Origin of the sequence: Algoriphagus sp. CAU 1675 (genome assembly GCF_029222925.1) — a bacterium.
GTDB lineage: Bacteria > Bacteroidota > Bacteroidia > Cytophagales > Cyclobacteriaceae > Algoriphagus.
Genome location: NZ_JARHUI010000002.1, coordinates 60,627 through 85,328, shown reverse-complemented (window position 1 = coordinate 85,328; position 24,702 = coordinate 60,627). Strand labels below are relative to the sequence as shown.

The 24,702-nt window shown below is 43.4% G+C and carries 20 protein-coding genes; 6 read left to right on the top strand and 14 right to left on the bottom strand.

Annotated features, from left to right (window positions below; genetic code table 11):
* Window positions 1-16 precede the first annotated feature (16 nt).
* Window positions 17-3,697 carry a phosphoribosylformylglycinamidine synthase gene (gene purL, locus P2G54_RS04405; protein WP_275868608.1) on the bottom strand — a complete coding sequence of 1,227 codons (3,681 nt, stop codon included), beginning with the start codon at window positions 3,695-3,697 and terminating at the stop codon, window positions 17-19.
* Between the two features lie 123 nt (window positions 3,698-3,820).
* Window positions 3,821-5,488: a formate--tetrahydrofolate ligase gene (locus tag P2G54_RS04400; protein WP_275868606.1), complete on the bottom strand. Its 1,668-nt coding sequence runs from the start codon at window positions 5,486-5,488 to the stop codon at window positions 3,821-3,823.
* Window positions 5,489-5,959: 471 nt separating this feature from the next.
* Between P2G54_RS04400 and P2G54_RS04395 the strand changes: the two genes are divergently transcribed.
* The 4 genes from P2G54_RS04395 to P2G54_RS04380 are packed head-to-tail and all read left to right on the top strand — an operon-like array spanning window position 5,960 to window position 12,523.
* Entirely contained in the window at window positions 5,960-6,574 is a 615-nt protein-coding gene (locus P2G54_RS04395; protein WP_275868604.1) for a TetR/AcrR family transcriptional regulator, read from the top strand.
* Window positions 6,574-7,926, top strand: a complete 1,353-nt coding sequence (locus P2G54_RS04390) for a TolC family protein (RefSeq protein ID WP_275868602.1) — start codon at window positions 6,574-6,576, stop codon at window positions 7,924-7,926. The genes P2G54_RS04395 and P2G54_RS04390 overlap by 1 nt, the downstream gene beginning before the upstream one ends.
* Before the next feature lie 52 nt (window positions 7,927-7,978).
* Window positions 7,979-9,115: an efflux RND transporter periplasmic adaptor subunit gene (locus P2G54_RS04385; RefSeq protein ID WP_275868600.1), complete on the top strand. Its 1,137-nt coding sequence runs from the start codon at window positions 7,979-7,981 to the stop codon at window positions 9,113-9,115.
* Between the two features lie 3 nt (window positions 9,116-9,118).
* Window positions 9,119-12,523, top strand: coding sequence for an efflux RND transporter permease subunit (locus P2G54_RS04380; RefSeq protein WP_275868599.1), 3,405 nt, complete (start codon window positions 9,119-9,121; stop codon window positions 12,521-12,523).
* Between the two features lie 144 nt (window positions 12,524-12,667).
* On the opposite strand, the gene ssb is transcribed toward P2G54_RS04380, so the two are convergent.
* On the bottom strand, window positions 12,668-13,051 hold the full coding sequence (ssb, locus tag P2G54_RS04375; protein WP_275868597.1) for a single-stranded DNA-binding protein: 384 nt from the start codon (window positions 13,049-13,051) through the stop codon (window positions 12,668-12,670).
* A 359-nt stretch (window positions 13,052-13,410) separates the two neighbouring features.
* Between ssb and P2G54_RS04370 the strand changes: the two genes are divergently transcribed.
* Window positions 13,411-13,653, top strand: coding sequence for a hypothetical protein (locus tag P2G54_RS04370; RefSeq protein WP_275868595.1), 243 nt, complete (start codon window positions 13,411-13,413; stop codon window positions 13,651-13,653).
* A gap of 29 nt (window positions 13,654-13,682) precedes the next feature.
* Window positions 13,683-14,087 carry a GNAT family N-acetyltransferase gene (locus P2G54_RS04365; protein WP_275868593.1) on the top strand — a complete coding sequence of 135 codons (405 nt, stop codon included), beginning with the start codon at window positions 13,683-13,685 and terminating at the stop codon, window positions 14,085-14,087.
* A gap of 40 nt (window positions 14,088-14,127) precedes the next feature.
* Here the strand turns inward: P2G54_RS04365 and P2G54_RS04360 are convergent, their stop codons facing one another.
* From P2G54_RS04360 to P2G54_RS04310, 11 genes are all read right to left on the bottom strand, one after another.
* Window positions 14,128-14,823, bottom strand: a complete 696-nt coding sequence (locus tag P2G54_RS04360) for an HAD family hydrolase (RefSeq protein WP_275868591.1) — start codon at window positions 14,821-14,823, stop codon at window positions 14,128-14,130.
* Between the two features lies 1 nt (window position 14,824).
* Window positions 14,825-15,742 (bottom strand): alpha/beta hydrolase, encoded by a 918-nt coding sequence (locus P2G54_RS04355; RefSeq protein WP_275868589.1) that lies wholly within the window; start codon window positions 15,740-15,742, stop codon window positions 14,825-14,827.
* Window positions 15,743-15,774: 32 nt separating this feature from the next.
* Window positions 15,775-16,110 (bottom strand): L-rhamnose mutarotase, encoded by a 336-nt coding sequence (locus P2G54_RS04350; protein WP_275868587.1) that lies wholly within the window; start codon window positions 16,108-16,110, stop codon window positions 15,775-15,777.
* 2 nt (window positions 16,111-16,112) lie between these two features.
* Window positions 16,113-17,441, bottom strand: a complete 1,329-nt coding sequence (fucP, locus tag P2G54_RS04345) for an L-fucose:H+ symporter permease (RefSeq protein WP_275868585.1) — start codon at window positions 17,439-17,441, stop codon at window positions 16,113-16,115.
* Complete coding sequence (locus tag P2G54_RS04340; protein ID WP_275868583.1) at window positions 17,438-18,208, bottom strand: SDR family oxidoreductase; 771 nt, start codon at window positions 18,206-18,208, stop codon at window positions 17,438-17,440. The genes fucP and P2G54_RS04340 overlap by 4 nt, the downstream gene beginning before the upstream one ends.
* Window positions 18,209-18,262: 54 nt before the next feature.
* A complete protein-coding gene (locus P2G54_RS04335) occupies window positions 18,263-19,090 on the bottom strand; it encodes an amidohydrolase family protein (RefSeq protein WP_275868581.1) in 828 nt (275 codons plus the stop codon).
* Window positions 19,087-19,947, bottom strand: a complete 861-nt coding sequence (locus P2G54_RS04330; protein WP_275868579.1) for a fumarylacetoacetate hydrolase family protein — start codon at window positions 19,945-19,947, stop codon at window positions 19,087-19,089. Before P2G54_RS04330 ends, P2G54_RS04335 begins: the two co-directional genes overlap by 4 nt.
* 72 nt (window positions 19,948-20,019) lie before the next feature.
* Complete coding sequence (locus P2G54_RS04325; RefSeq protein WP_275868577.1) at window positions 20,020-20,778, bottom strand: SDR family oxidoreductase; 759 nt, start codon at window positions 20,776-20,778, stop codon at window positions 20,020-20,022.
* A gap of 169 nt (window positions 20,779-20,947) precedes the next feature.
* Window positions 20,948-21,970 (bottom strand): PAS domain S-box protein, encoded by a 1,023-nt coding sequence (locus P2G54_RS04320; protein WP_275868575.1) that lies wholly within the window; start codon window positions 21,968-21,970, stop codon window positions 20,948-20,950.
* Window positions 21,971-21,982: 12 nt separating this feature from the next.
* Window positions 21,983-22,420, bottom strand: a complete 438-nt coding sequence (locus tag P2G54_RS04315; RefSeq protein ID WP_275868573.1) for a response regulator — start codon at window positions 22,418-22,420, stop codon at window positions 21,983-21,985.
* Window positions 22,410-24,659, bottom strand: coding sequence for a PAS domain-containing protein (locus P2G54_RS04310; RefSeq protein WP_275868571.1), 2,250 nt, complete (start codon window positions 24,657-24,659; stop codon window positions 22,410-22,412). The genes P2G54_RS04315 and P2G54_RS04310 overlap by 11 nt, the downstream gene beginning before the upstream one ends.
* Window positions 24,660-24,702 lie beyond the last annotated feature (43 nt).

Here is a 24,702-nt window from a genome sequence, read left to right as displayed (position 1 = left end):
GCTTATGTTTTGAGGCTTACAGCTGCTCTTCCACCCATTTTCTTGCATTCACAAAGGCTTCCAGCCAAGGGGTGAACTCATCCTGACGATCGGATGGGTAATGGGCCCAGTTCCAAGGCTTAATGCTTCGCTCAATATGTGGCATGATTGCCAGGTGTCTTCCATCTGCGGAAGCAATCCCTGCAGTGGAATGATCCGACCCATTCGGATTTCCTGGATAGGCATCATAGCTGTATTTCATGGCGAAGTTGTATTCAGAAGCTTCTTTTGGAAGGGAGAACTTACCTTCTCCATGCGCTACCCAAACGCCCAGTCTCTGTCCGCTGAGGCTACCCAGCATAACGGAGTTGTTTTGAGGAATGGATACGTTCACAAACCCGGATTCGAACTTGTGGCTTTCATTGTGGAGCATTTTCGGATTTTGGTCGTGGTCTGCAGTGACCAGTCCAAGCTCAATCATCAGCTGGCATCCGTTGCACACCCCCAAACTCAGGGTGTCAGGTCTTGCATAGAAGTTATCCAGGGCCTGCTTGGCTTTAGGGTTGTACAGGAAGGCACCGGCCCAGCCTTTGGCAGAACCCAATACGTCAGAGTTGGAGAACCCACCCACAAAGACGATCATCTGCACATCTTCCAGATTTTCACGTCCGGAGATCAGGTCGGTCATGTGGACGTCCTTCACCTCGAAACCAGCCAACCAGAGGGAATAGGCCATCTCGCGGTCTCCATTCACTCCTTTTTCACGGATGATAGCGGCTTTGGCCTTTCCGGTATTTTTTCGGAAGGGATCAATACCTGCTTCCTCGAAGCGTCCTTGCCATCCTTCTTCAAAATCGTAAATAAGTGGTTGGTTTTTATAGTTTTCAAAACGGGCTTTGGCAAGTTTTTCCCCACTTTGTCTTCTGTCCAATAGGTAGGAAGATCGATACCAGGTGTCCCGCATTTCAGCTACATCCAGAACCAAACCTGCCTCATCCAAGTCAACTTTTCCATCCAAGGTCACATCTGCCAGAGAAATGTAGTCTACCTCGAAATTAGCCAAGATGGATTTGACTTTCTCTACTTCAGAAACTTGGATGAGGATGCCCGGATTTTCGGAGAACAAGGCCTTAATCAGGTCTCTTTCTTTCAGTCTTCCGGTTTTCACTTTCAATCCGGTATGGGTTCCCGGGAAGCACATTTCCAGCAATGCCGTAATGATGCCACCGGAGGAAATATCGTGCCCTGCCAGAATAAGCCCCTGTTCGATGAGCTTCTGCACGGTCATAAATGCCTTGCTAAAGTATGCTGCGTCCTGAACAGTAGGAGTCTCGTTTCCGATCTTGTTGAGTACCTGATAGAAACTGGAACCTCCCAGTTTGGCGGCATCTTTGGAGAAGTCCAGGTAAAATACCTTGGAACCCTTGACAGGCTTCAGCGCGGCTTTCACCGTTTTGTTGATATCGCTGCACTCCCCAACGGTAGAGATGATCACCGTCCCCGGAGAGTAGACCACTTTTCCGTCGGGATATTTTTGAGTCATGGAAAGGGAATCTTTTCCGGTTGGGATATTCACACCCAATTCAATGGCAAAATCGGATACTGCCTGAACCGCTCTATACAGTCTGTCGTTTTCCCCTTCGTTTTTAGCAGGCCACATCCAGTTGGCGCTCAGGGAAATCCCCTGCATGCCATCTGCAATCGGAGCAAAAACCAAATTGGTCATTGCCTCGGCGATCGCAAGTCGGCTTCCTGCTTCAGGGTTGGCCAAAGCTGCAACCGGAGCATGTCCAATGGAAGTTGCAATTCCTTTGTTTCCGGTGAAGTCCAGAGCCATGACAGCCACGTCATTCAATGGGAGTTGTATTTTGCCAACAGTCTGTTGGGTGGCTACACGTCCTGTCACAGATCGGTCCACTTTATTGGTCAACCAGTCCTTACAGGCCACGGCCTCCAACTGAAGCACTTCCTTGATGTAGGTTTTCAGCTTCATGTTGTCGTAGCTGCCTTCTGAGAAGGAAGAAACAGAAGTCTTGTCTTCCAATACGGTTTTCGGAGAAGATCCGAACATGTACATCAAGTTCCAGTCCACCGGTTTTTCACCTGTTTTCTCATTCTCAAACTTGAAATGCATGTCTCCGGTGGTCTCACCCACTACGTAGAAAGGAGCTCTTTCCCGGTCGGAAAGTTGCTTGAGGGTATCTATGTCTTTTTTACCCACTACCAGTCCCATTCGTTCCTGAGACTCATTGCCGATGATTTCCTTGGCAGAGAGGGTAGGGTCCCCGATAGGGAGCTTGTCAATATGAATAGTTCCTCCAGTGTTTTCCACCAATTCGGAAAGGCAGTTGAGATGTCCGCCAGCTCCGTGGTCATGAATGGAAATGATGGGATTGTTCTCATTTTCTGCCATGGCCCGGATCACATTCGAAACCCGCTTTTGCATTTCCGGATTGGAACGCTGGATGGCGTTAAGTTCTATGGCATTGGAAAGTTCACCGGTGTTGAGAGAAGATACAGCCGATCCACCCATACCAATTCGGTAATTGTCTCCGCCCATGATGACGATCTGATCGCCTTTTTCCGGTTCTCCTTTTTTGGTGTATTTGGCATTGGTAAAACCAACACCGCCAGCTAGCATAATGACTTTGTCGAAACCGTATTGTTTGTCGCCTTCCTCATGCTCAAAGGTCAAAAGAGAACCAGAAATCAGAGGTTGTCCGAATTTGTTTCCAAAATCAGAAGCTCCATTGGAAGCCTTGATCAGAATGTCCATTGGAGTTTGATAGAGCCATGGACGCTCAGGAAGATTTTTTTCCCAGCTTCTGTCCTTTTCGCTTCGGGAATAGGAAGTCATGTAGACCGCAGTTCCTGCCAATGGAATGGAGGCTGTTCCTCCTGCCATACGGTCCCGGATTTCCCCGCCGGATCCTGTTGCAGCTCCGTTGAAAGGCTCCACAGTGGTAGGGAAGTTATGGGTTTCTGCTTTTAGGGAAATCACGGTGTCAATGTCCCGGGTTTCAAAAAAGTCAGCCTGGTGCTGGGTTTTTGGGGCAAATTGCTGGACGGATGGGCCTTTGATAAAGGCTACATTGTCCTTGTATGCGGATGCGATCCGGTTGGGATGCTTCTTGGAAGTTTCCTTGATCAATTGGAAAAGCGTCATCGGCTTCTCCTCTCCATCGATGACAAAGGTCCCGTTGAAAATTTTGTGACGGCAATGCTCGGAATTCACCTGAGAAAAGCCAAATACTTCCGAATCAGTCAGTGGTCTGCCCAATTGGGAAGAAACTTTTTGAAGGTATTGTACCTCTTCCTCGCTCAGAGCCAGCCCTTCCTGCTTGTTGTAGCTTTCGATGTCCGTGATCTCCTGAATTGGTTCCGGCTGGAGATGGATGTCGAAAATATCCTGGTCCAGACCCTCGTATGCTTTTTGAAGCATGGGGTCGATTTCGTCTCCTTCCTGCATAGGGTTGAACTCCTCAATTCTCTGAATGCCCGGAATTCCCATGTTTAGGGTGATTTCTACGGCATTGGTGGACCAAGGGGTGATCATTTCCTTTCGCGGTCCGGAGAATTTTCCGGCAAGGGATGAGGCTGCTAGCGCCTTGGCACCGCCAAATAACCAGGTGAGTTTTTCGATGTCTTCGGAAGCGAAGGGCTGTGGGGTTTGAACTGCGTAAACGAGTTTCTGAGGTGATTCAAAGAAGAAAATCATGTCCTTGAGCTGGTAAGATGCAAAGGTAAGGAATTGAAATAATCTTTGGAAAAAATTGAAAATTGAAAGATTGGAAAAATCACCAATCTCTCAACTTTCCATGTGTTTGAATTCAATGATGCCTCAGGAAAGGCCGGTGATTGTTCCTTCTGAATCAATATCAATGGATTCTGCTGCAGGAGTTGCGGGCAAACCGGGCATGCGTAGAATGTCTCCTGCAATTGGAATTACAAATCCGGCCCCTGCGGCTATTTCAAAATCCCGGATATGGAGTTCAAAATTTTTGGGTCTACCCAACAGCTTTTCATTGTCACTGAAACTTTTTTGGGTTTTGGCGATGCAAACTGGTAATTTCCCATAGCCCAGATTCTCAAATCGCTTGAGTTTGGATTGTGCCTGATTGCTCAGCGTGACATGGGAAGCTCCGTAAATGGTTTTTGCTACTTTTTCGATTTTGGTAAGGATTGGGTCTTCGTCCTCGTAGGTTTTATGGAAGGTTGACCCGCTGTGGGCAGCGGCATTGATGACGAGCTCTGCCAGATCAAGACAGCCTGATCCGCCCTTGGCCCAGCCATAACTTAAAGCGGCCGGAATTCCCAGGTTTTTACAATACTGCAACAGGCTTTGTTTTTCGGCTTCTGTGTCGCTGCTGAAGGCATTAATGGAAACTACGATGGGAACCCCAAAACTTTGAAGGGATTCAATATGTCCGGCTAAGTTTTCAAATCCTTTTTCCAATGCGGACAAATCTTCCTGGGTTAATTCGGATAGTGCTTTGCCTCCATGGTATTTCAAAGCGCGGATGGTAGCCACCAGGACCACGACTTTTGGGGAGAGTTCGGCCTCCCTGCATTTGATGTTGAAGAACTTTTCGGCACCCAAATCTGATCCAAAGCCTCCTTCAGTGACCACAAAATCACTTAGGCTCATTCCCATTTTGGTAGCCAGAATAGAGTTGGTTCCCTGGGCAATATTTGCAAAAGGTCCTCCATGAATGATGGCAGGGTTGTGTTCCAGGGTTTGGGCAAGGTTGGGTTTGATGGCATCCTTCATCAAGGTAGCCATGGCTCCTTGGGCATTGAGATCTCCCGCAAATACGGGTGTCCCATCAAAACGGTCTCCTATATAGATTTTTGAAAATCGGTCTTTTAGGTCTTGCAATCCCTTACTTTGGCAAAGAATGGCCATGATCTCACTGGCAGCCGTGATATTAAATCCAGTTTCCCGTGGCAAGCCTCCAGCCATTCCGCCCAAAGCGACTACGGTATTCCGAAGTGCCCGGTCATTCATGTCCATGGCTCTTTTCCAAAGCACCTTTCTGGGGTCAATGTTCTGACTTCTTGTTTTGCTTTGGATATTGTTGTCAATAAGAGCGGCAAGTAGATTGTTGGCTTTTTCTATCGCATGAAAATCTCCTGTAAAATGGAGATTGATGTCCTCCATGGGGATCACCTGACTCCATCCACCTCCGGCTGCACCTCCCTTGATTCCAAATACGGGTCCAAGGCTGGGTTCTCGGATCACTGCGGTGGTTTTATTTCCCGTTTTATTTAAGGCATCTACCAGGCCAATCGTTGTAGTGGTTTTGCCCTCACCGGCAGGGGTGGGGGTAATGGCCGTGACCAATATCAAATTACTTTGTTTGATTTTGTTTTCATTGATGAGGTTCAGGGGTAATTTGGCCTTGAATTTTCCATAAAACTCCAACTCATCTTCCGGAATATCCAACTTGGAGGCTACTTCCTTGATATGGCTCGGGGTGATACTATTTGCAATTTCTATGTCAGTCATAACGGTAATTTTCGGCTAATATAAAAGGAGCCTTTAGAATAGAAACTTAAAAAAGACAATTCAAAACATGATAAAAATTAGCTAAAAGACTGACCAAAGATGATTTTAGGAGGGGAATCTTCTCCTCCATTTTTCCATTCAAGATCAACTAGAGTAGGAGCCTGTTTTGAACCAACGTAAATTGGTTCGGTATTCTGAATGTTCTTTTTAAACTCAGGTGAAGCAATTAACGTACAGACTCCAAGGTGTCATTTTGAGATCAGTTTCCAAAATGAATTAGTTTTTCCAAAAGAACAGGATGGACTTTCCTGCAAAATTATCTGTTTTAATCCCTTGATGATTCATGAGATTTTTTTTAGGTGTATTTTTATTCAAGCTTTTTCCCAAATAAAATTCTTAATTAAAACTTCGGAAACTTTGGGGGTGTAAATAGTTTCCTTAGTTTTGCCTCAAATTTGATAAAGAGTGGAGATGAGAGAAAAAATTTTGGAGTTTGCTATTGGGCAATTTTCGACTTATGGTATCAGAAATGTGACCATGGATGATGTAGCTAGGCAGCTCGGGATATCTAAAAAAACACTTTATCAGGAATTCAAGGACAAGAAGGAACTATTAAAGGAAACCTTTGAAAAGAAGCTTCAAAAGGACCAAGAGGACATGTCCTTTTTGATTGAATCAGAAGATGGAGTGATCGAACACCTGGTTAATTTATCCAAGTATATGCGGGAGAGCCTATCAAAAATTAACCCCATCGCCATTTTGGAGATTCAAAAATATTTTCCAGATGTATGGGAAATTTTTGAACGGCACAAGGAGGGAATTATTCAAAAGGACTTGGTCTTTATTCTTGAAAAGGGAAAGACTTTGGGATACTTCAGAAGTGAAATAGACTCCAATATTCTGGCTCGTTTAAGGGTGGAGCAGATTACTTCTGCATTTGATCCTTCTAATTTTCAACGTAATGATTTTAACCTGGTAGACTTTCAAATGCAGATGCTGGATCATTTTCTGCATGGGATTTTTACCGAAAAAGGAAGACAAGCCTACCAAACACAAAAAGAAACGCAAGAACGTACAGCATCGTGATGAAAAATTACATTTTAGCCTTTTTATTTCTAGTGATGGGAGCCTATGAGGTGACTGCACAGCAGTTTGTGCGCCTTTCTCTTGAGGATGCTCTCAGTTATTCCCTGGAAAATAACAGCAATGCAAAAAATGCCCGATTGGAGACTTTGATTTCCAAGGCTACAGTCAAGGAAACTACAGCGGATGGCCTACCACAGATCAACGGGTCCTTTGGAATCAATTACAATCCATCCATTCCGGTGGTATTCTTGCCCAATGATGGCCCTTTTGCCAATCCCGACATCCCTGGAGATGTGATCCCGGCAAGATTTGGGGTCAGTTATCAGTCAACCTTAGCAGCCAATGTGACCCAAATGTTATTTGACGGTTCTTTTTTCGTAGGATTAAGAGCCGCCAAAACCTATAAAAATCTCACGGATCTCGATTTGGTTAAAGCTGAAAATGATGTAATTGAGTCAGTTAAAAAGGCTTATTTCGGAGTCTTGGTTAATCAGGAGAGAATCAAACTTGCCAAGGCCAATCTGAGCAGGATCGATACTTTACTTCAGGAAACCAAAGCTCTGAATGAAGCTGGTTTTGCAGAAAAGATCGAGGTTTCCAGAATTCAGGTTCAGAGAAACAATACCTATACCCAAGTGGAAAGAAGTCAGGCCGCGCTGGAGATTAGTGAGCAAATCCTCAAACTGCAAATGGGAATGCCTATGGAATTCGATTTGGAATTGACCGAATCCCTGGAAACCATCAATCCTATTGAGGAACTGGATGCATTGCTTGCAGAGGAAGGAACGGAGAGAGTGGAGGTCAAACAATTGAACACAAATATAGAACTGATCAACCTGGACTTGAAAAACAACCATGCCCAGTATATGCCATCCATTGACTTGGTGGGGAATATGCAGCGACTGGGAGCAGGGAATACCCTGAAAACAACTTTCAACAAGCAAAACTGGTTTGGAAGCTCCTTGATCGGACTCAGTATGAGCGTTCCTGTTTTTGATGGCCTCCGGAAAAGCGCAAGAATCCAAAAAAACAGAATTCAGATCCAGCAATTGGAGAATCAGCGCTACTTCTTGAATGAATCCATCAAAAATGAGGTGTTCACCGCCAAAACTAATCTTAGAAATGATTTGGAGGTTCTCAATGTGCAGCGTGAAAACCTCGAGCTTGCCAAAGAGGTCTATGATATTTCCAAAATCAAGTACAATGAAGGCGTAGGTTCCAACTTGGAAGTAGTAGAAGCAGATGCGGCACTCATCGAGGCAGAGATCAATTACCTATCTGCACTCTATGACGGACTGATTGCAAAAGTGGACCTCGAAAAAGCTCTGGGGCTTTTATCGACAGAAAATTAAACTAAACCAACTGCCTTTTAGGCATTATTCCAAAGACATCATAAAATCAATCATGAAAGCAACGCTTAAATTTTTACCAATTATCATTCTCGGAGGTTTGATTGCGTCCTGTGCAACTGATGAGAGAGAATTGGAGGTTAAAAAGAACCAATTGGCTGAATTGAAGACTCAAGCCAATGAAATTGCTGAATCCATAAGAACACTGGAGGCGGAAATCGCTGAATTGGATCCGGATTTCGCCCGTTCAGGCCAAAAATCAATATTAATATCCACAACAAATGCTAAAAAGGACCGCTTTGTGCATTATGTAGAAGTGACGGGTTCCGTTGTTTCCAAAAAGAATGTCAGCATTAGCTCCGAGAGTGCTGGGGTGATTTTGGAAATTCCTGCAGTGGAGGGGATGAGAGTCTCCAAGGGGACTGTCCTTGCCAAGATCGATCCGGAAGCTATTCAGAGAAATATAGATGAATTGACGATCAGCCTGGATTTAGCCAAAACCTTATTCGAAAAGCAGGAAAGATTGTGGAGGCAGGAAATCGGTACGGAAATCCAATATCTGGAAGCAAAAAATAGAAAGGAAAGCTTGGAGCGTAGTTTGGCTACTTTGAGAACTCAGCTTCAGAAGACAGTAGTTAAGGCTCCATTTGACGGAACGATCGAATCCATCAATGTTCGCTTGGGTGAATTGGTGCAGCCTGGATCGGCAATGTTCCAGTTTGTAGGAGAAAATGACCTGTTTATTGAAGCGGACGTTTCTGAAGCTTATGTGGGGGTTTTGACAAAAGGAGATTCTGTAGAAGTTTATTTTCCTTCGATTGAGCAGGATTTGAAAACCAAGGTTTCTGCAATTGGTTCCATTATCAATCCAAACAACAGAACCTTCAAAGCGGAGGTGTTTTTACCAAGTATTTCGGAGGTAAAACCCAATATGCTTGCCGTATTGAAAATCAAGGATTATGAAAATTCTAGTTCGGTGATCGTTCCGAATTACTTGATTCTAAGTGACAATCGTGGGGATTACATCTTTACGGTTGAAGAGAATATTGCAAGGAAGAAATATGTGAAAAGAGGAAAAACCTTCAATAACGAAACCGAAATCCTGGAAGGTCTGGTAGGGGATGAGATCCTGGTGGACAAGGGTTTTAGAGAAGTAGGGGACAATTTCAATGTGAACATTTCGAAGCTGTAAATCATGGCTGAACAATCAAATAATAAAGTAATCAGGGAGTTTGGACTGTCCAGTTTCAGTGTGGACAATTCTACTTCTGTGATCATATTGACGCTGATTATCACCGTATTGGGATTAGGGGCTTATAGAACAATGCCCAAGGAAAGTTTTCCAGAGGTGGTTATTCCTACGGTTTATGTAGGTACACCTTATCCTGGTAATTCACCGGTGGATATGGAAAACCTGATCACGAGACCTATTGAAAAGGAATTGAAGGGATTGAACGATGTCAAGGATATCAAATCCACATCGGTTCAGGACTTTTCATCCATTGTGATCACTTTTTCCCCTGGGGTTGAAATTACCAAGGCAATTCAGGATGTAAAGGATGCTGTGGATCAGGCAAAAAGTGAATTGCCCACTGATTTGGATCAGGACCCGAGTGTATTGGAAATCAATACTTCGGATTTTCCGATTATGAACGTGAACCTTACCGGAAATTATTCGGAAGCGGAACTGAAGAAGTTTGGGGAATACCTGGAGGATGAAATCGAAAAGCTTCCGGAAATCTCCAAAGCAGACCTTGCAGGTACCGTGGAGCGGGAGATTCAGATCAACGCAGATCCTTACAAAATGGAGGCTGTAGGGGTTAGCTTCTCCGATATTTCTGGGGCAGTTCAAGCAGAAAATGTGACAATTTCCGGTGGAAATATCCGAGCCGGGGATTATCAGAGCACCTTGCGTATCGATGGGGAATTTAGCAATCCTTTGGACCTTTTGGACATTATCGTCAAGACAGACAACAACAAAATTGTATATCTGCGAGATGTTGCTGAAGTAAAGGATACCTACAAGGATAGAAGCAGCTACGCCAGAAATAAGAACCTTCCTGTAGTGACGATCAACGTCGTAAAGAGATCCGGGGAGAACTTGTTGGACGCGGCCGATAAAATCAAGGCGATCATCGATGAAACCCAAGCCAACAGATTTCCTAAAGACCTGGAGGTGACCATCACCAATGACCAGAGTAAGAGCACCAGAACCCAGGTGAGTGATTTGGAAAATTCCATCATCTTTGGGATTATACTGGTGGTCTTGGTGCTGATGTTTTTCATGGGCTTCCGCAATGCCCTTTTCGTGGGTTCGGCGATTCCGCTATCCATGTTTATCTCCTTCTTGATCCTCAATGCCTTTGGGATTACACTGAACCTGATGGTTCTGTTTTCCCTGATCCTGGCTTTGGGTATGCTCGTGGACAATGGTATCGTGGTGGTGGAGAATATCTACCGTCTGATGTCGGAAGGAAAAAGCCCGCTTCGAGCAGCGAAAGAGGGGGTAGGGGAAGTGGCTTGGCCAATTATTACTTCCACTGCTACGACCTTGGGGGCTTTTCTACCTCTGGCTTTCTGGCAAGACACCATCGGGGAATTTATGAAATACCTTCCGATTACTCTGATCATTGTACTTTCCTCTTCCTTGTTTGTTGCATTGGTAATCAATCCAGTGATGACTTCCATGTTTATGAAAGTGGAAGATGTGAACAAGGTGAAGCCTAAAAAGAAACCAATCATTGTTTCGGGAATATTCTTGGTGCTATCGGCTATCTTTTATCTCACCGGCTTGACTGCTATGGGATCCTTGGCTTTGGTGGCATCTGTTCTTACGCTCTTCAACGTCTTTGTTTTACGAAAGGCCATCGCCTGGTTCCAAATCGTGCTTCTTTCCAAATTGGAAGATATTTATGAGAGAACCCTCAAATTTGCATTGAATGGAAGTAGGCCATTTTGGTTTTTCGGTGGAATCTTCTTGGTATTGATCGGGTCTGCAGGCCTTTTGGCTATCCGTTCACCTAAGGTGCTTTTGTTTCCGGACAACAAGCCCCAGTTGATCAATGTCTATGTGGAGTTTCCGATGGGTGCGGATATCGAGGCCACCAATGCCTTTGTGGACGACATGGAAGATGAGATGATGGAGGTTCTTGAACCTTACAATAAAATCATCGAATCTGTAATCACCCAAGTTGGAGAAGGAACTTCCGATCCTACTGAAGGTAGCACCAACGAAGCCACTCCCCATAAAGCTAAAATCACCATCGGCTTTGTGGATTATATAGACCGACAGGGAGTGAACACCAACTTGGCCATGGAAGATATTCGTAAACTAGTTGAGAAATATCCAGGGGTTTTGATCACTGTGGGCAAGCAGAGAAATGGCCCTCCAGTTGGTAATCCTATTAATATTGAGTTTGTCTCCGAAGACTATGAGCAGCTTATTGCCTTTGTCAATCGGACCAAGGAGTTTTTGGATCAGAAAAACATAGAAGGTGTTGAAGAACTCAAGACGGATCTTTCTCTGGGAAGCCCGGAAGTTGTTGTGGATATAGACAGGGAAAAGGCGAGAAGATTTGGTCTTTCTACTTCAACGATTGCCACCGAACTGAGAACTGCCTTATTTGGTATGGAGGTCTCAAAGTACAAAGAAGGTGAAGATGATTATCCAATTCAGTTGAGGTTGGCAGAAGATTACCGATACGACATCAATACCTTGGTGAATAAGAAAATCGGTTTCAGGGATAAGTTTGGTGAAAAAAGAGAGGTGCCAATTTCTGCAGTTGCTGATATTCACTATGGCTCTACCTATGGTTCGGTAAAAAGAAAGGACATGGAGAAAGCGGTAACGATCTATTCTAATGTTCTGGATGGTTATAACCCTACCGAGATCAACCAGAAAATCCAAGACTTATTGGCAGATTATCAGATTCCAGACGGGATCACCGTCAAGTTTACCGGGGAGCAGGAGGAGCAGGCCAAATCCATGGCATTCTTGGTAAACGCTTTGCTGATAGCCGTTTCATTGATCTTTTTGATCATTGTCGCGCAGTTTAATTCCATTATTACTCCTTTGATTATCATGGCATCAGTGGTCCTCAGTACCATTGGGGTATTCTTAGGGTTGGTGATTTTCAACATGGACTTTGTGGTGATTATGACCGGTATCGGAATTATCTCCCTTGCAGGGGTCGTGGTGAATAATGCGATCGTTTTGATTGACTATACCAATCTGGTCCGAAGTCGAAGACGCAAGGAATTGGGAATTGAAGAGGGAGGATTTTTGGAGTACAATGACCTTCTTTCAAGTATTATTGAGGCAGGCAAGACCCGATTGAGACCTGTATTACTGACTGCTATCACTACTGTCTTGGGTTTGATCCCATTGGCAATTGGGATGAATGTCAATTTTGGAACTCTGTTGAGCCAGTTTGATCCACAGTTTTATGTAGGAGGGGACAATGCGGAATTTTGGGGACCGATGGCATGGACTGTAATATTTGGGTTAACCTTTGCGACCTTCCTTACGTTAGTGATCGTACCAGTCATGTATTTGCTGGCAGATAAGTTGAATATGACGCTGCGTAAGATTAAAGCATGATTGATTTAAGGTTGGTGGTTTTTTATTATGAAACCTTCGGAACAATGTTCCGGAGGTTTTTAATTTTTAGAGGGTTCAGTTAAAGAGAAAAAAGCGGGTAATATAAACCCGCTTTCAACATCCTTTTTTGAAGTTTCAAGACTTTCAGAAAGGCAGATCCTCCTCTTCCTTAGAGCCGTTTTTGGCCTCGCTTTTTCCGCTGCCCATGAGAAGAAAATCATTTACGATGATTTCTGTGATGTAGCGCTTTACACCATCTTTGTCCTTATAATCCCGATTACTGATCTTTCCTTCTATGGCTAGTTCAGAACCTTTGTCGGTGTACTTCTCGAGGATATCTACCTGCTTACCCCAAATGACCAGGTTATGCCAAGTGGTTTCTGTCACCTTTTCTCCGTCCTTGTTTCTGTAGCTTTCGTTTGTGGCCAAACTTACCTTTCCCAGTTTCTTTCCGGATTCTAGATTTTTCACTTCAATTCTGTCGCCCAAGCGACCGATTAGCTGTACTTTGTTTCTTAGCGTGTTCATGATAATGTTGTTTTTGTTAGAAAATTTATTTTTCGTTTTCGCCAGAGGAAAATCGATGAACCAAAGTTGGCAGCTGTTCAATACGCTAATCGGTTAATAATCATTAGTATCCGACAGTAGTCGCTTGTTGTCGGATAAACAGCCTTTTTTGAACTCTATGGGCCTTTTTTTATTTAAGTAGGATTTTGCTTTAACTAATTGAAATAGATAGCTGTAAAGATTAAAATGATATCTGAATAATTTTATTTGAAATCCGGTAGCATCTAGCCAAATTGTACTTAACTCAGATTTAGGAGAAAATTTTTCTTTGAAATTTAAGATCACGAGTAGATTCAAAACCCATTTACAGAAGGAGGATTATGGAAGTTGAGCTAACTTATATTGTTGTTTTAGTTTTGGTGCTGGGTCTGGTTTTTATCATGTTTTTTGTCAGGAAGGATAAAGACCAGAAAGGCCTGTCCCCTATAGCAGGACTTGCTTTTGCTCTGGTCATTGCGGGTATATTTTTTGGGGAAAACCAATTGGTCGGCTACTCCTTGATCGCTTTGGGAGTTGCCCTGGCTATTTGGGATATCATCAAAAAAGCAAGAAAAAGTAGCTGAAGAAAAAATCAGATGAAGTACTTTTGGTAATGCTTATCCGAGAAATCCAGCCTGAGGAAACTTGGCCTCTTCGCCACCGGGTCATGTGGCCGGACCATCCCATAGACTTTGTCAAAATTGAAGAAGATAAAGAAGGAATCCATTATGGATTGTTTCTGGATGAAAACCTGACTTCTGTGGTTTCCTGCTTCGAATCCAATGGAGAAATGCAGTTTAGGAAATTTGCAACTAGCCTGGATCATCAGGGAAAAGGATGGGGCTCCAAATTGCTCCTGCATCTATTGGAAGAGGCAAAGAAAAAAGGATGTAAAAGAGTCTGGTGCAATGCCCGCTTGGAAAAAAAGGGGTTTTATGAGCGCTTTGGGATGGTAGATACCTTTAATAGATTTCAAAAATCAGGAAAGGACTATACCATCATGGAAATTCGATTTTGATGGAGAAATAAATTCTTAATTAGTTTACCTGATTTCTCACTTACCTCATCTTCCGGATCAGGTCTGCGGCTTCACTGATATGCTCAACCTGGTAAAAAAACTCATGCCTGATCTCATGTTCTACTTGTTCGTGTTCCCAGGTGATGTGAAAGGGGATATGAATGCCATGACCTCCCAGTTCGAGTACCGGAAGAATATCAGACTTCAGGCTGTTTCCCATCATGACAAATTCGCCTGGAATTACATCCAGATGCAGCATCAACTTTTGGTAGTCAGGCACCCTTTTTTCGCTCATGATCTCGATGTGATGGAAGTATTTTTCAAGTCCTGATTTCTTCAACTTCCTTTCCTGATCCAATAGGTCACCTTTCGTGGCCATCACCATCCGAAAGTCTCCATTCAGGCTTTTCAATACGGCTTCTACACCGGGCAATAATTCTACAGGTTTTTCCAACATTTCCCGACCAATGGCTATGACTTTTTCCACCACAGAAATTGGGATCTTTTGATCCGTAATCCTCATAGCTGTTTCGATCATAGAAAGCATAAAGCCTTTTATGCCATACCCGTAAAGATTCAGGTTTCCGATTTCTGTACGGTAAAGTTCCTTGATACAGGCATGTGTGGGCATGAAGTCTTCAAGCAGAGAGGCGAATTTTTCCTCAGCCTCCCGGAAGAAAGGCTCATTTACCCAGAGGGTATCATCGGCATCAAAAGCTATGACTTTTATTGACATATTAAGGTGTAATTTCTTTTATCCAAGCCAGCAATACATCTCTCCAGCTTTCTACGGCTCCTTTGCCTAGCCCAAAAGCAAACCCATGCCCACCTGTTGGGTAGATGTGCAGGGAAGCACTTACTCCCTGTTGATGCAAAGCACGGTAGTATAACAGGCTGTTTTCTATAGGAACACCTTTGTCATCCTGGGCATGAACCAAAAAGGTCGGGGGAGTTTCGGAATTGACGTTGAGTTCACCGGAAAAGCGATCAATCAATTCCTGGGGGGCATTTTCGCCAATCAAATTGTTTCTGGATCCTGAATGCACTGCAGCATCCCTGAAACTAATCACCGGATAAACCAAAATGGAAAAATCAGGACGGGCTGATAGTGCATCTACCTCATCTTTTTTTCGGTCTATTTCATGTAAATACTGGGTGCTCAGTGTGGAGGCCAGATGTCCACCCGCCGAGAACCCCATAACTCCAACCTGGGCAGGGTCTATGTCCCATTCAGAGGCATGTTGTCTGACCAATCTGATGGCTCGCTGCGCATCCAAAAGAGGAACTTCCTTGGGATCTGTCAGGGATTTGGATCGGGGCAGACGGTATTTGACCACAATGCCGGCAATCCCTTGAGAGTTGAGCCATTTTGCAAAATCAGTTCCTTCCCAATCATAGGCTAGGATGGAATATCCTCCTCCGGGGAAAATCACCACTGCCTTTCCGGTGGCGATCTGTCTGGTTGGCAGGTAAACCTCAATACTTGGAGTCTGTACATTTCCAATCCTTAAGATCCCTTCCTGAGTGGCTTCTTCCTTCAATCCCATGTCGGTCTGAAGCGGAGGGGTACCCTCCCAAAGGGGGAGAATATGATTTTGGGCTTGGCTGATTGAAATTGTCATATAAAGGAAAACTAAGGTTAGGATTTTTTTCATGGCGTTATTTTTAGGTTCATGGTTGGAAGCAGTTAAGCCTTAAAGTCGAAAATTTTCTCGGTCAAAGCCCAGCGCCAATTTGGAGGAGTACCGGGAAGGTTGGTTTGGAACTGCCCCAAAAAGGCTTCCCATTCCTGAACTTTTGGATTGGCATTGTCCAGAGCGGCTTTTCTTTCAAAGCTAAAATTCTCGTCACCAATGAGTATCATGCTCAGTCGGTTTCTCCATCTGTAAATGCTCATTTCCAATACTCCGGCCACCCGGATACTTTCTAGGATTTCCGGAGCCACAGCCTTATGACATTCCACATAGGCTTGAATAGCTTCAGGTTCGTCTTTGAGATCACAAATTAAAACATAGGTCTTCATGGCTATTCGGTCAGGGTTGATTTGGTTTCGGGCTTTTTTACCCTCCAGGCAAAAAGGAAGACCATCAGAAAACAGACTAGGGGAAGGACAAAGGAAAAATTCACTTCTGAAACTCCCATGATTTGAATATCAGTATAGCCTGATCCACCCCAGTCCAGAATCATTCCCTGTAAAGTGGGCATTATGGCACCGCCGACAATGGCCATGACCAGAAATGCTGCAGCAAACTTGGAATCCTCTCCAAGTCCATCCAATGCGATACCGTAGATGGTAGGAAACATCAGGGACATTGCAAAACTAATCCCTACCAGACTGTAAAGTCCGGACATTCCGGGAAGGAAAATTGCTCCAAGGGTAAATGCCATTGCCAATACTGAAAAACCAGTGAGGAGTTTGGAGGGTGAAAGAAACCGGAGAAGGAAGGTACAGACCCATCGGCCCAGAAGGAATACCACTAGAGCGGCATACCCATAATTTACCGCATCCGAATTTGCAATCCCAAGAGCCTCTGCATATTGGTAGATATAGGTCCAGACCATAATCTGAGCCCCTACATAAAACATCTGAGCGAAGGTCCCTTCCACAAAATTCCGCTTACTGAAAAGTCTCTTCATGGTAGGCCCAAACTCAATTTTTTCGCCGGAATCTTTGCTTTCAGGCATTTTAGCCAAGATGATCAGGACTAGCATTCCCAGTACCACAAGTCCCAGCATTACGTAAGGGTTGCGGATGACCATTAGGTCATTGGTCCGGATAATGGCCTTGGCAGATTCATCCAAGCTGTCAAAAATCAAATTCCCGTTTTCATCCACGTTATTGGATTCCAAGGAGTTGAGGATGAACTGTTTGGCAACAAACAATCCCGCCAAAGCTCCCATGGGATTGAAGGCCTGAGCGAGATTTAGACGCTGGGTAGCCGTGGCTTCAGGTCCCATGGAAAGAATATAGGGATTGGCAGTAGTCTCCAGAAAAGCCAAACCAAAGGTTAGAATGTAAAGTGAGGCCAGAAAAAAACCATAGCTTTCCCATGCTGCCGCAGGATAAAAGAGCAAGGCCCCAAAAGCATAGAGTCCCAAGCCCAGAAGCACTCCGGTTTTGTAGGAGTATTTTTTGATGAAAAATGCAGCAGGCAGGGCCATAGTGAAATACCCCCCATAAAAGGCCAATTGTACCCAGGATGCCTGCACATTGTTCAGTTCAAGGACCCGTTTGAAAGCAGCGACCATGGGATTGGTGATGTCATTGGCAAAGCCCCATAAGGCAAAAAGGGAAGTGATCAGTATGAAGGGAAACAATAATCCCTTCGGAACAAGAGCAGGTTTTTGGCTCATAGGGCACGGTCAAGATGGGTGTATCCACCGTCTACATAGATATGTTGTCCGGTGATGTGAGATGCTCGATCAGAAAGTAAAAAGATTGCCATGGAGGCGATTTCTTCCGGCTGGGTCATTCTTTTTCCCAAAGGAATTCTTTTAGTAATCTCAGCAAGCTTTTTATCGGGTTCAGCAAAAGTGTTGATCCAGTTTTGGTATAGGGGAGTCAAAACCTCCGCCGGTAAAATAGCATTTACCCGGATTTGGTAGGGTAGAAGTTCCACCGCCCATTCCCGGGTCAGAGCAAGCTGGGCTCCTTTGGCAGCGATATACCCTGAGGTGTTTCCCTGGCCTGTAACCGCTGTTTTACTACTGATATTAACGATGCTACCTTGGCTTTTTTTTAAATGAGGCAAGGCATAATGAGCCATGTGGTAGTAATGAAAAAGGTTTTTCGAGATGGAGTTGGCAAAGGCTTCGGGGTCTCCCTTTTCCAAGCCCACCGAATCATTCGCTCCGGCATTGTTTACCAGTCCGTCAATTCTGCCAAATTTTTCCAAAGCCAGTTCTACCGCTTTTTGGGAATCTTCCGGTGCAAACAACCGGACAGGAATCTGCATGGCTTTTCCTTTCGCCAATTCTATTATTTCCTTTCCCTCTTGTTCGGATGGGTCAATCATCACCGGAATCGCTCCCTCTTCGATGAGCCCTCGTGAAATGGCTCCACCGATTCCTTTGGCACCTCCGGATATCAAGTAGACTTTGTCTTGTAGGTTAAGGTTCATTTTGGGTTGATATAGGTTATTTCAAAACCCATTTCCAATGGGCCTGATTTTTATTCAGTAGATATGGTAGAATTCGGCTGCTGTTTCTCCCAAAATTCTATCCCGCTCCGATTTGCTCAGACGAGATGTCCAATTTTGAATGACTTCATAAACCTGTCCGTATTCCCCGGCAAGGAGACATACAGGCCAGTCACTTCCATACATCAGGCGGTCAGGACCAAAGAGCTCCAATGCAATTTCCAGGTAAGGGGCAAGGTCATCTTCAGTCCAGTTTTTCCAATCGGCCTCCGTCACCATTCCCGAAACCTTGCAATAGACCAACTCCCTTTCAGCTATAGGCTGCATGGCTTTTTTCCATTCCTTCCATTCCTTGTCCTTGATATAGGGTTTGGCCAAATGATCGATCACGAATTTTTGGTTTGGACATTTTTTGACCAGCTCTAGGCTTGCAGAAAGGTGGTGGGGATACACCAAAATATCATAGGTGTATCCCTTTTTTCCTATGGCTTGAATTCCTTGGATGAATTTTTCTCTCAGCATAAACTGAGGGTCTTTGCTCTGTAAGATTTCCCGAAAGCCCAATAGTTTAGAATTCCCGGAATAAACCTCTAATGTCTGGTCCAGGTTTAGGCTACTTAGGTCCACCCAACCAACTACCCCCGAAATCCAGCTGTACTGCCCTGCCAAATCCAGCAAGAAGTCTGTTTCTCTCAAGCTTGTATCTGCCTGCACAGCAATACAGGCCTCTATTCCACTGCTTTTGAGCAAGGGGTAAAGGTCCTCCGGAAGGAAGTTTCTCCGGATTCGCCCCATGTCCTCTGTGATCCAGGAATCCCTTACAGGATCGAACTGCCAGAAGTGCTGATGGGCGTCAATTTTCATGCTTCAGGATCATTGACTGCCACCTGCTTGGAACTGCCCAAACCATCAATTCCAAGTTCCATGACATCTCCGTCTTTCAGGTAGGTGGGGGGATTTAGCCCCATCCCTACACCTGCTGGTGTTCCTGTGGAAATCACATCACCGGGAAGTAGGGTCATGTATTGGGAAAGATGAGAAACAATGGTTGGGATATCGAAAATCAGATCAGAGGTATTGCTGTCCTGCAGCATTTCTCCATTGAGTTTGAGCCAAAGTCTTAAGTTGTGAGGATCGGGGATTTCATCCTTGGTGGCAAGTACAGGGCCTAAAGGAGCAAAGTGATCTGCACTTTTTCCTTTGACCCACTGGCCCCCGTGATTCAATTGGAAATCCCGTTCACTGACATCATTGTGGAGACAATAGCCCGCGACATAATCCATGGCCTCTTCTTTACTGACATATTTGGCTCTTTTTCCGATTACGACCGCGAGTTCTACTTCCCAGTCGGTTTTTACTGAATTTTTGGGTATAAACACCGGGTCATAAGGACCGGATAGGGAAGAAGTGGCTTTCATAAAAACGATGGGTACTTCAGGAACTGCCATTCCTGCTTCCGCGGCATGTTTTCTATAATTTAGGCCAATGCATAGAATTTTGGATGGTCTCGCTATTGGAGATCCGATTCTTGACCCAGCTGGAATCTCAGGCAAGTTTTTTTGATTGGCATGTAGCCAAACCAAAAGTCTTTCCAATCCTTCGTTTGTGAAGAATGTTTCATTCCAATCTTCACCAAAAGAACTACAGTCCAGATATTTTCCATTTTCGTCCAGAACCCCAGGCTTTTCCTGTCCGGCTTCTCCAAATCGAATTAGTTTCATATATAGGTTTTTTTAGGTATTGAGAATTGATGTTTTAAGATTTAATGTTGTTGGTTTCTGCAGAAGAGGAATTTACATTTTAAGCCCCAAGAATCCCCCGTCAATTGGGATATTGGCTCCTGTGATGAAGCTACCCGCATCCGAACTTACAAAAAAGGCCAATTCAGCGATTTCAGCTGGAGTTCCCATCCTTCCAATAGGTTGGGTTGCTGCCAGTTTATCAAACATTTCCTTTTCTTGTCCTGGATAATTTTTAGCTAGGAACCCATCGACGAATGGAGTATGCACTCTTCCGGGCGAAAGGCAGTTGCAGCGAATGCCATCCTGAACATAATCCCGAGCCACGCTTAGGGTCATGGAAAGAGCAGCGCCTTTAGTCATACTGTAGGCAAATCTGTCCGGGATACCTATGGTGGCTGCCACGGAGGCCATGTTTAAAATGGAGCCTCCTCCATTTTCTTTCAATTTGGGAAGGGCGGCTTTGATGCAATGGAACATCCCTTTGACATTTACCTGAAATACCCTGTCAAAGTCTTCTCCTGAGGTGGATTCGGCCTTTCCTATGTGGGAAACGCCGGCATTATTAATCAATACGTCCAGTTTTCCGGGGATGGATTGGATGATGTTCTCTACTTGATTGTAGTCTGTGATGTCTCCTTCATGGAACTTGACATGCAGGCCTTTTTCATGTTCTTCGAACTGGAGTTTGACTCCTTCGGCGTGATTGGTATCAATGAAATGTACCAAACAACCTTCGGCGGCAAATTTTCTGACCATTGCCTGGCCTATTCCGCTCGCTCCTCCTGTAATGAGGACAGTCTTATGCTTCATGGATTTTTGATTATAGATCAAGTCAAAAAATGCTCAAAAATCAAATGATAACCAAAGCTAAAGTGGATTAACGGCGAATATTCTTGGCTCTTTTGTATTACTTTCTGTTGATATCTAGTTTGCTGTTTTAGAATGCTCTGAAAGGATTTCTCCTTGGTATAAAATCACTTTAGGTGTTTTTTTGATGGAAATCTTCCAGACCTTCAGATTTTTTGCTGATATCCCTTATAATTTGGTCTAGTTCCTCTGAAGATGCTTTGATGTATTTTATCAACTCTTGTTTTTCAGAGTTGGACTCTGTAATGCTCTCAAATAGATTAATCAAACCCATGAGTCTGGCTAAAGGGGCCCGAACCACATGGGATTGAATCCAGGCAATTTCCCTAAATGTTTTGTTCTGATTCTCAATAGTGCGGATATATTTCAGTTTTTCGGTGATGTCCTGAATCAAAACCATTGCCCCTTCTTTTCCATTATAAGTGATTTTTGCAGGGCTGATTTCCACATCTATTATTTCTCCTGATTTTTTAATGTGTCTGGAAATTCTTAGGTAGTTGGGGTTGTTATTTACCCAAAAGTCTTCCACTGATTGAAGAAGCTTGGGAACATCCTCATCGGGGCGAATATCTTTCAATGTCATAGAAATAAACTCCTGATGAGAATAGCCATATGCCTCAATTGCAGCTTCATTGACATTCAATATTTTCAATGTGGCCAAATCATAAACCATCATAGGGGTAGGATTGAGGTGGAATAAGTCACTGTATCGCTTTTCCGAATGCTGAAGTTCCTCAATGTGTTTGTTTCTTTCTATAGAATAAATGATGCTCTTGTATAGAACCGTAGGAGTCAATTCGTCTTTGAGAAGGTAATCTGATATTCCCAAAGAAAGGGACCGAATGCTAAAATCCAGATCAGAAAATCCAGTTAAGGCAATGACTGGAATTTCCTGCGCAGATTCTACCACTGCTTTAATCAGGGTTTCTCCGGAGAGATCAGGAAGGGAAAGGTCTAAAAATACCAAATCGATTTTTTCGGGTCCTTCAAGTATTGATTTTGCTTCTTGAAAGGAACGGCAATTGACCGAAATTGGGTTGACAAAAACTTCAGAAAGGTACTCATCAATCAATACATAGTCGCCTAGATTATCTTCAATTACTAGGAAAGTGTATATTTTTTTGTCCTTTCTCATGAAATAGCCTAATTATTTAATTTTAGGGTATTTGATAATATTAAACCAAAAGTCCTCAATTTTCGAAACAACTTGCATAAAATCAAAGACATCAATAGGTTTAACTATATAGCAATTGGCATGTTCTTGATATGCTTTTAAAACATCCTGATCTGAAAATGAGGTGCTTAAAATGATAATGGGTACATGTGTTAAGCCTTTATTTTTTTTGAGGTGCATCAAAACTTCATGCCCATTTTTTTTGGGAAGGTTGATATCGAGAATGATCAGGTCGGGTAGTTCGTCTGGATTTTTTTTCAGTCTGTTCTCCAATAAAGAAATAGCCTGTTCACCGTCTCGAACAACCTCCGTTACGTTTTTGATTCTGGCTTCTGATAAGGCTTCTTTTGTCAGGAAAATATCGCCTTCGTTGTCTTCGACCAGTAAAATTTTGATTGGTTTATATTCCATTCTTTTTAATTGAAAAGTTAAATTTACTTCCTAGGCCAGGGGTAGACTCTACCCAAATATTCCCTCCATGTTGATTGACGATTTTTTTACACATTGCAAGTCCTAAGCCTGTTCCTGAATATTCATCTTTTGAATGGAGTTTAACCAGAATTTCAAAGATTTTATCAATATACTCGGATTCAATACCTATCCCATTATCCGATACAGAAAATTCCCAGAAATTTTCCGTTTCATGGCCATTAATTACAATTTTCGGGACTTTGCCTTTTTGGCGGAATTTCAGTGCATTGCTTATTAGATTCTGAAATAGAGATTGAATAGGTGTTTTTACTCCACGAATGTTTGGAAGATCTCCGATAGTGATTTCGGCTCCAATTTCGAGAATTACTTGTTTTTTTAGTTCCAAAATCTCATCAAGCAATTTTTTGGTGTTAATATTTTCAGCAAGATTGAGGTCAAATCCGATTTTTGAGTATTCTAAAAGGTTGTCAATCAGAGCTGTAAGCCTTTTGGATCCATCTACTGCGAAATCAATGAATTGGTTTCCCTTTGCATCCAAGACCTCTTGGTACTTTTTCTTCAAAAGGGAAAGAAAGGAACTGATCATTCGCAAAGGCTCTTTCATATCATGAGACGCCAAACTCGCAAACACTTTCAATTCCTCATTGGCGGCGAGCAATTTTTGGTTGGTTTTCTGTATTTCCTCCTCTTGGGTTTTTATATGGGTAATGTCGAGGTGGGTACCAAACATCATCAAAGGTTTCCCATCTTCTGTCCATGAAAAGGCCCTTCCTCTATCCAGTACCCATCTCCAGGAACCGTTTTTATGCTTCATTCGCACTTCGGCTTCGTACCTGTCTTTTTTGCCTTCAAAGTATAGTTTTAATTCCTCATTGGATTTTTTTAGATCTTCCGGATGTGAGAATTTAATCCAGGTATCGATGGATACTGGTTGAATTTCATCTAGGGTATAGCCGATAATTTTGGCCCATGATTCATTGAACACCGTCTCTCCAGTCTGGACATTCCACTCCCATGTTCCAGCTTGGGTACCATCAATCACATAGTTGAGCCGATCTTTTTCTTTCTTCAAGGCCAATTCCGTATTTTTTCTCTTGGTGATGTCCTGAGTCGCACCAATCATTCGAATTGCTTTTCCATTTTTGTCCCTGAGGATATGACCTTTGTCAATTACATAGATATATTCTCCCTCCCCGTTTTGGATTCTGAATTCATTTTCCCAATAAGATTTTTCCCCTGCTATAGTTTCATTTAGTTCGTTTACAGCTTCTTCTCGGTCTTGGGGATGGATTCTACTCCGAAAAACATCCACTATTCCAGTATATTCATCGGGTTTAAATCCCAGCATTTTATAAAACTGAGAGGAGCGATAAATATGACCTGTTTTTAAATCCCAATCCCAAATCACATCGGAGGTGGCAATAGTGGCATACTCATATCTTTGGTTGGATTCCTTAAGAGCCTTTGATTGTTCTTCCACTTTTTTGGCAAGATGGGCAGGCTGCCTGGCGAAGTTCCAGGCAAAAAAGCCCAAAAGTATTGAAAATAGGCCTTGAATGATTGCCTGTGTAATTAATCTAGAACTTATTGGGGAGTCTATATATTGAACCGAAAGTGTTAAGCCTCCCTCTTCAATAGTTGTTTCTGCTTTTTGCCCCAAGATTTCTTTTTTTTCATCTGGTAGAGGTAGCAAATAATCCCTTTTGCCTGTATTTGGATTGAACTTGTCAAGCTGGTAATAGAAGAGGTCATTTTCCTGATCGAGCTGTAGGCTTGACACCAAGGAATTCTGAAAAATGATGCAGGCAGAAAAACCTTTGAATTGTCCCCCTTTAAAAATGGGAAATCTTCCTACGAGACCTCTTCCCCCTTGTTTGAGATCAATAGGACCTGCAAAATATACGTCCCTTCTTCGGATTGCTTCAAGAGCCTCACTTTTTGTGACTGTATCCGACAAAATATCATAACCTAGAACAGATTCATTTCCATGGATCGGATAAACTGCTATGATTTTGCCACTGTCCAACAATTGGATAACATCGATTTTAGGGTTGCTTTCAAGGATTTCTTTACCAATTAATTCGAAATTGGTATCAACAGGATAATTTTCTGAGATAAAGGCAAGGGTTTTCATTGCAGTCTTCCCTTCATCAATGGTTGAAATAATGGATTTTCTAAGCTCATTAAGCTTTAAGGTGACCAACTGATCCTGATCCAATTTGATGAATTTGTACTCACTAAAACTTGTGTAAAATGAAAAG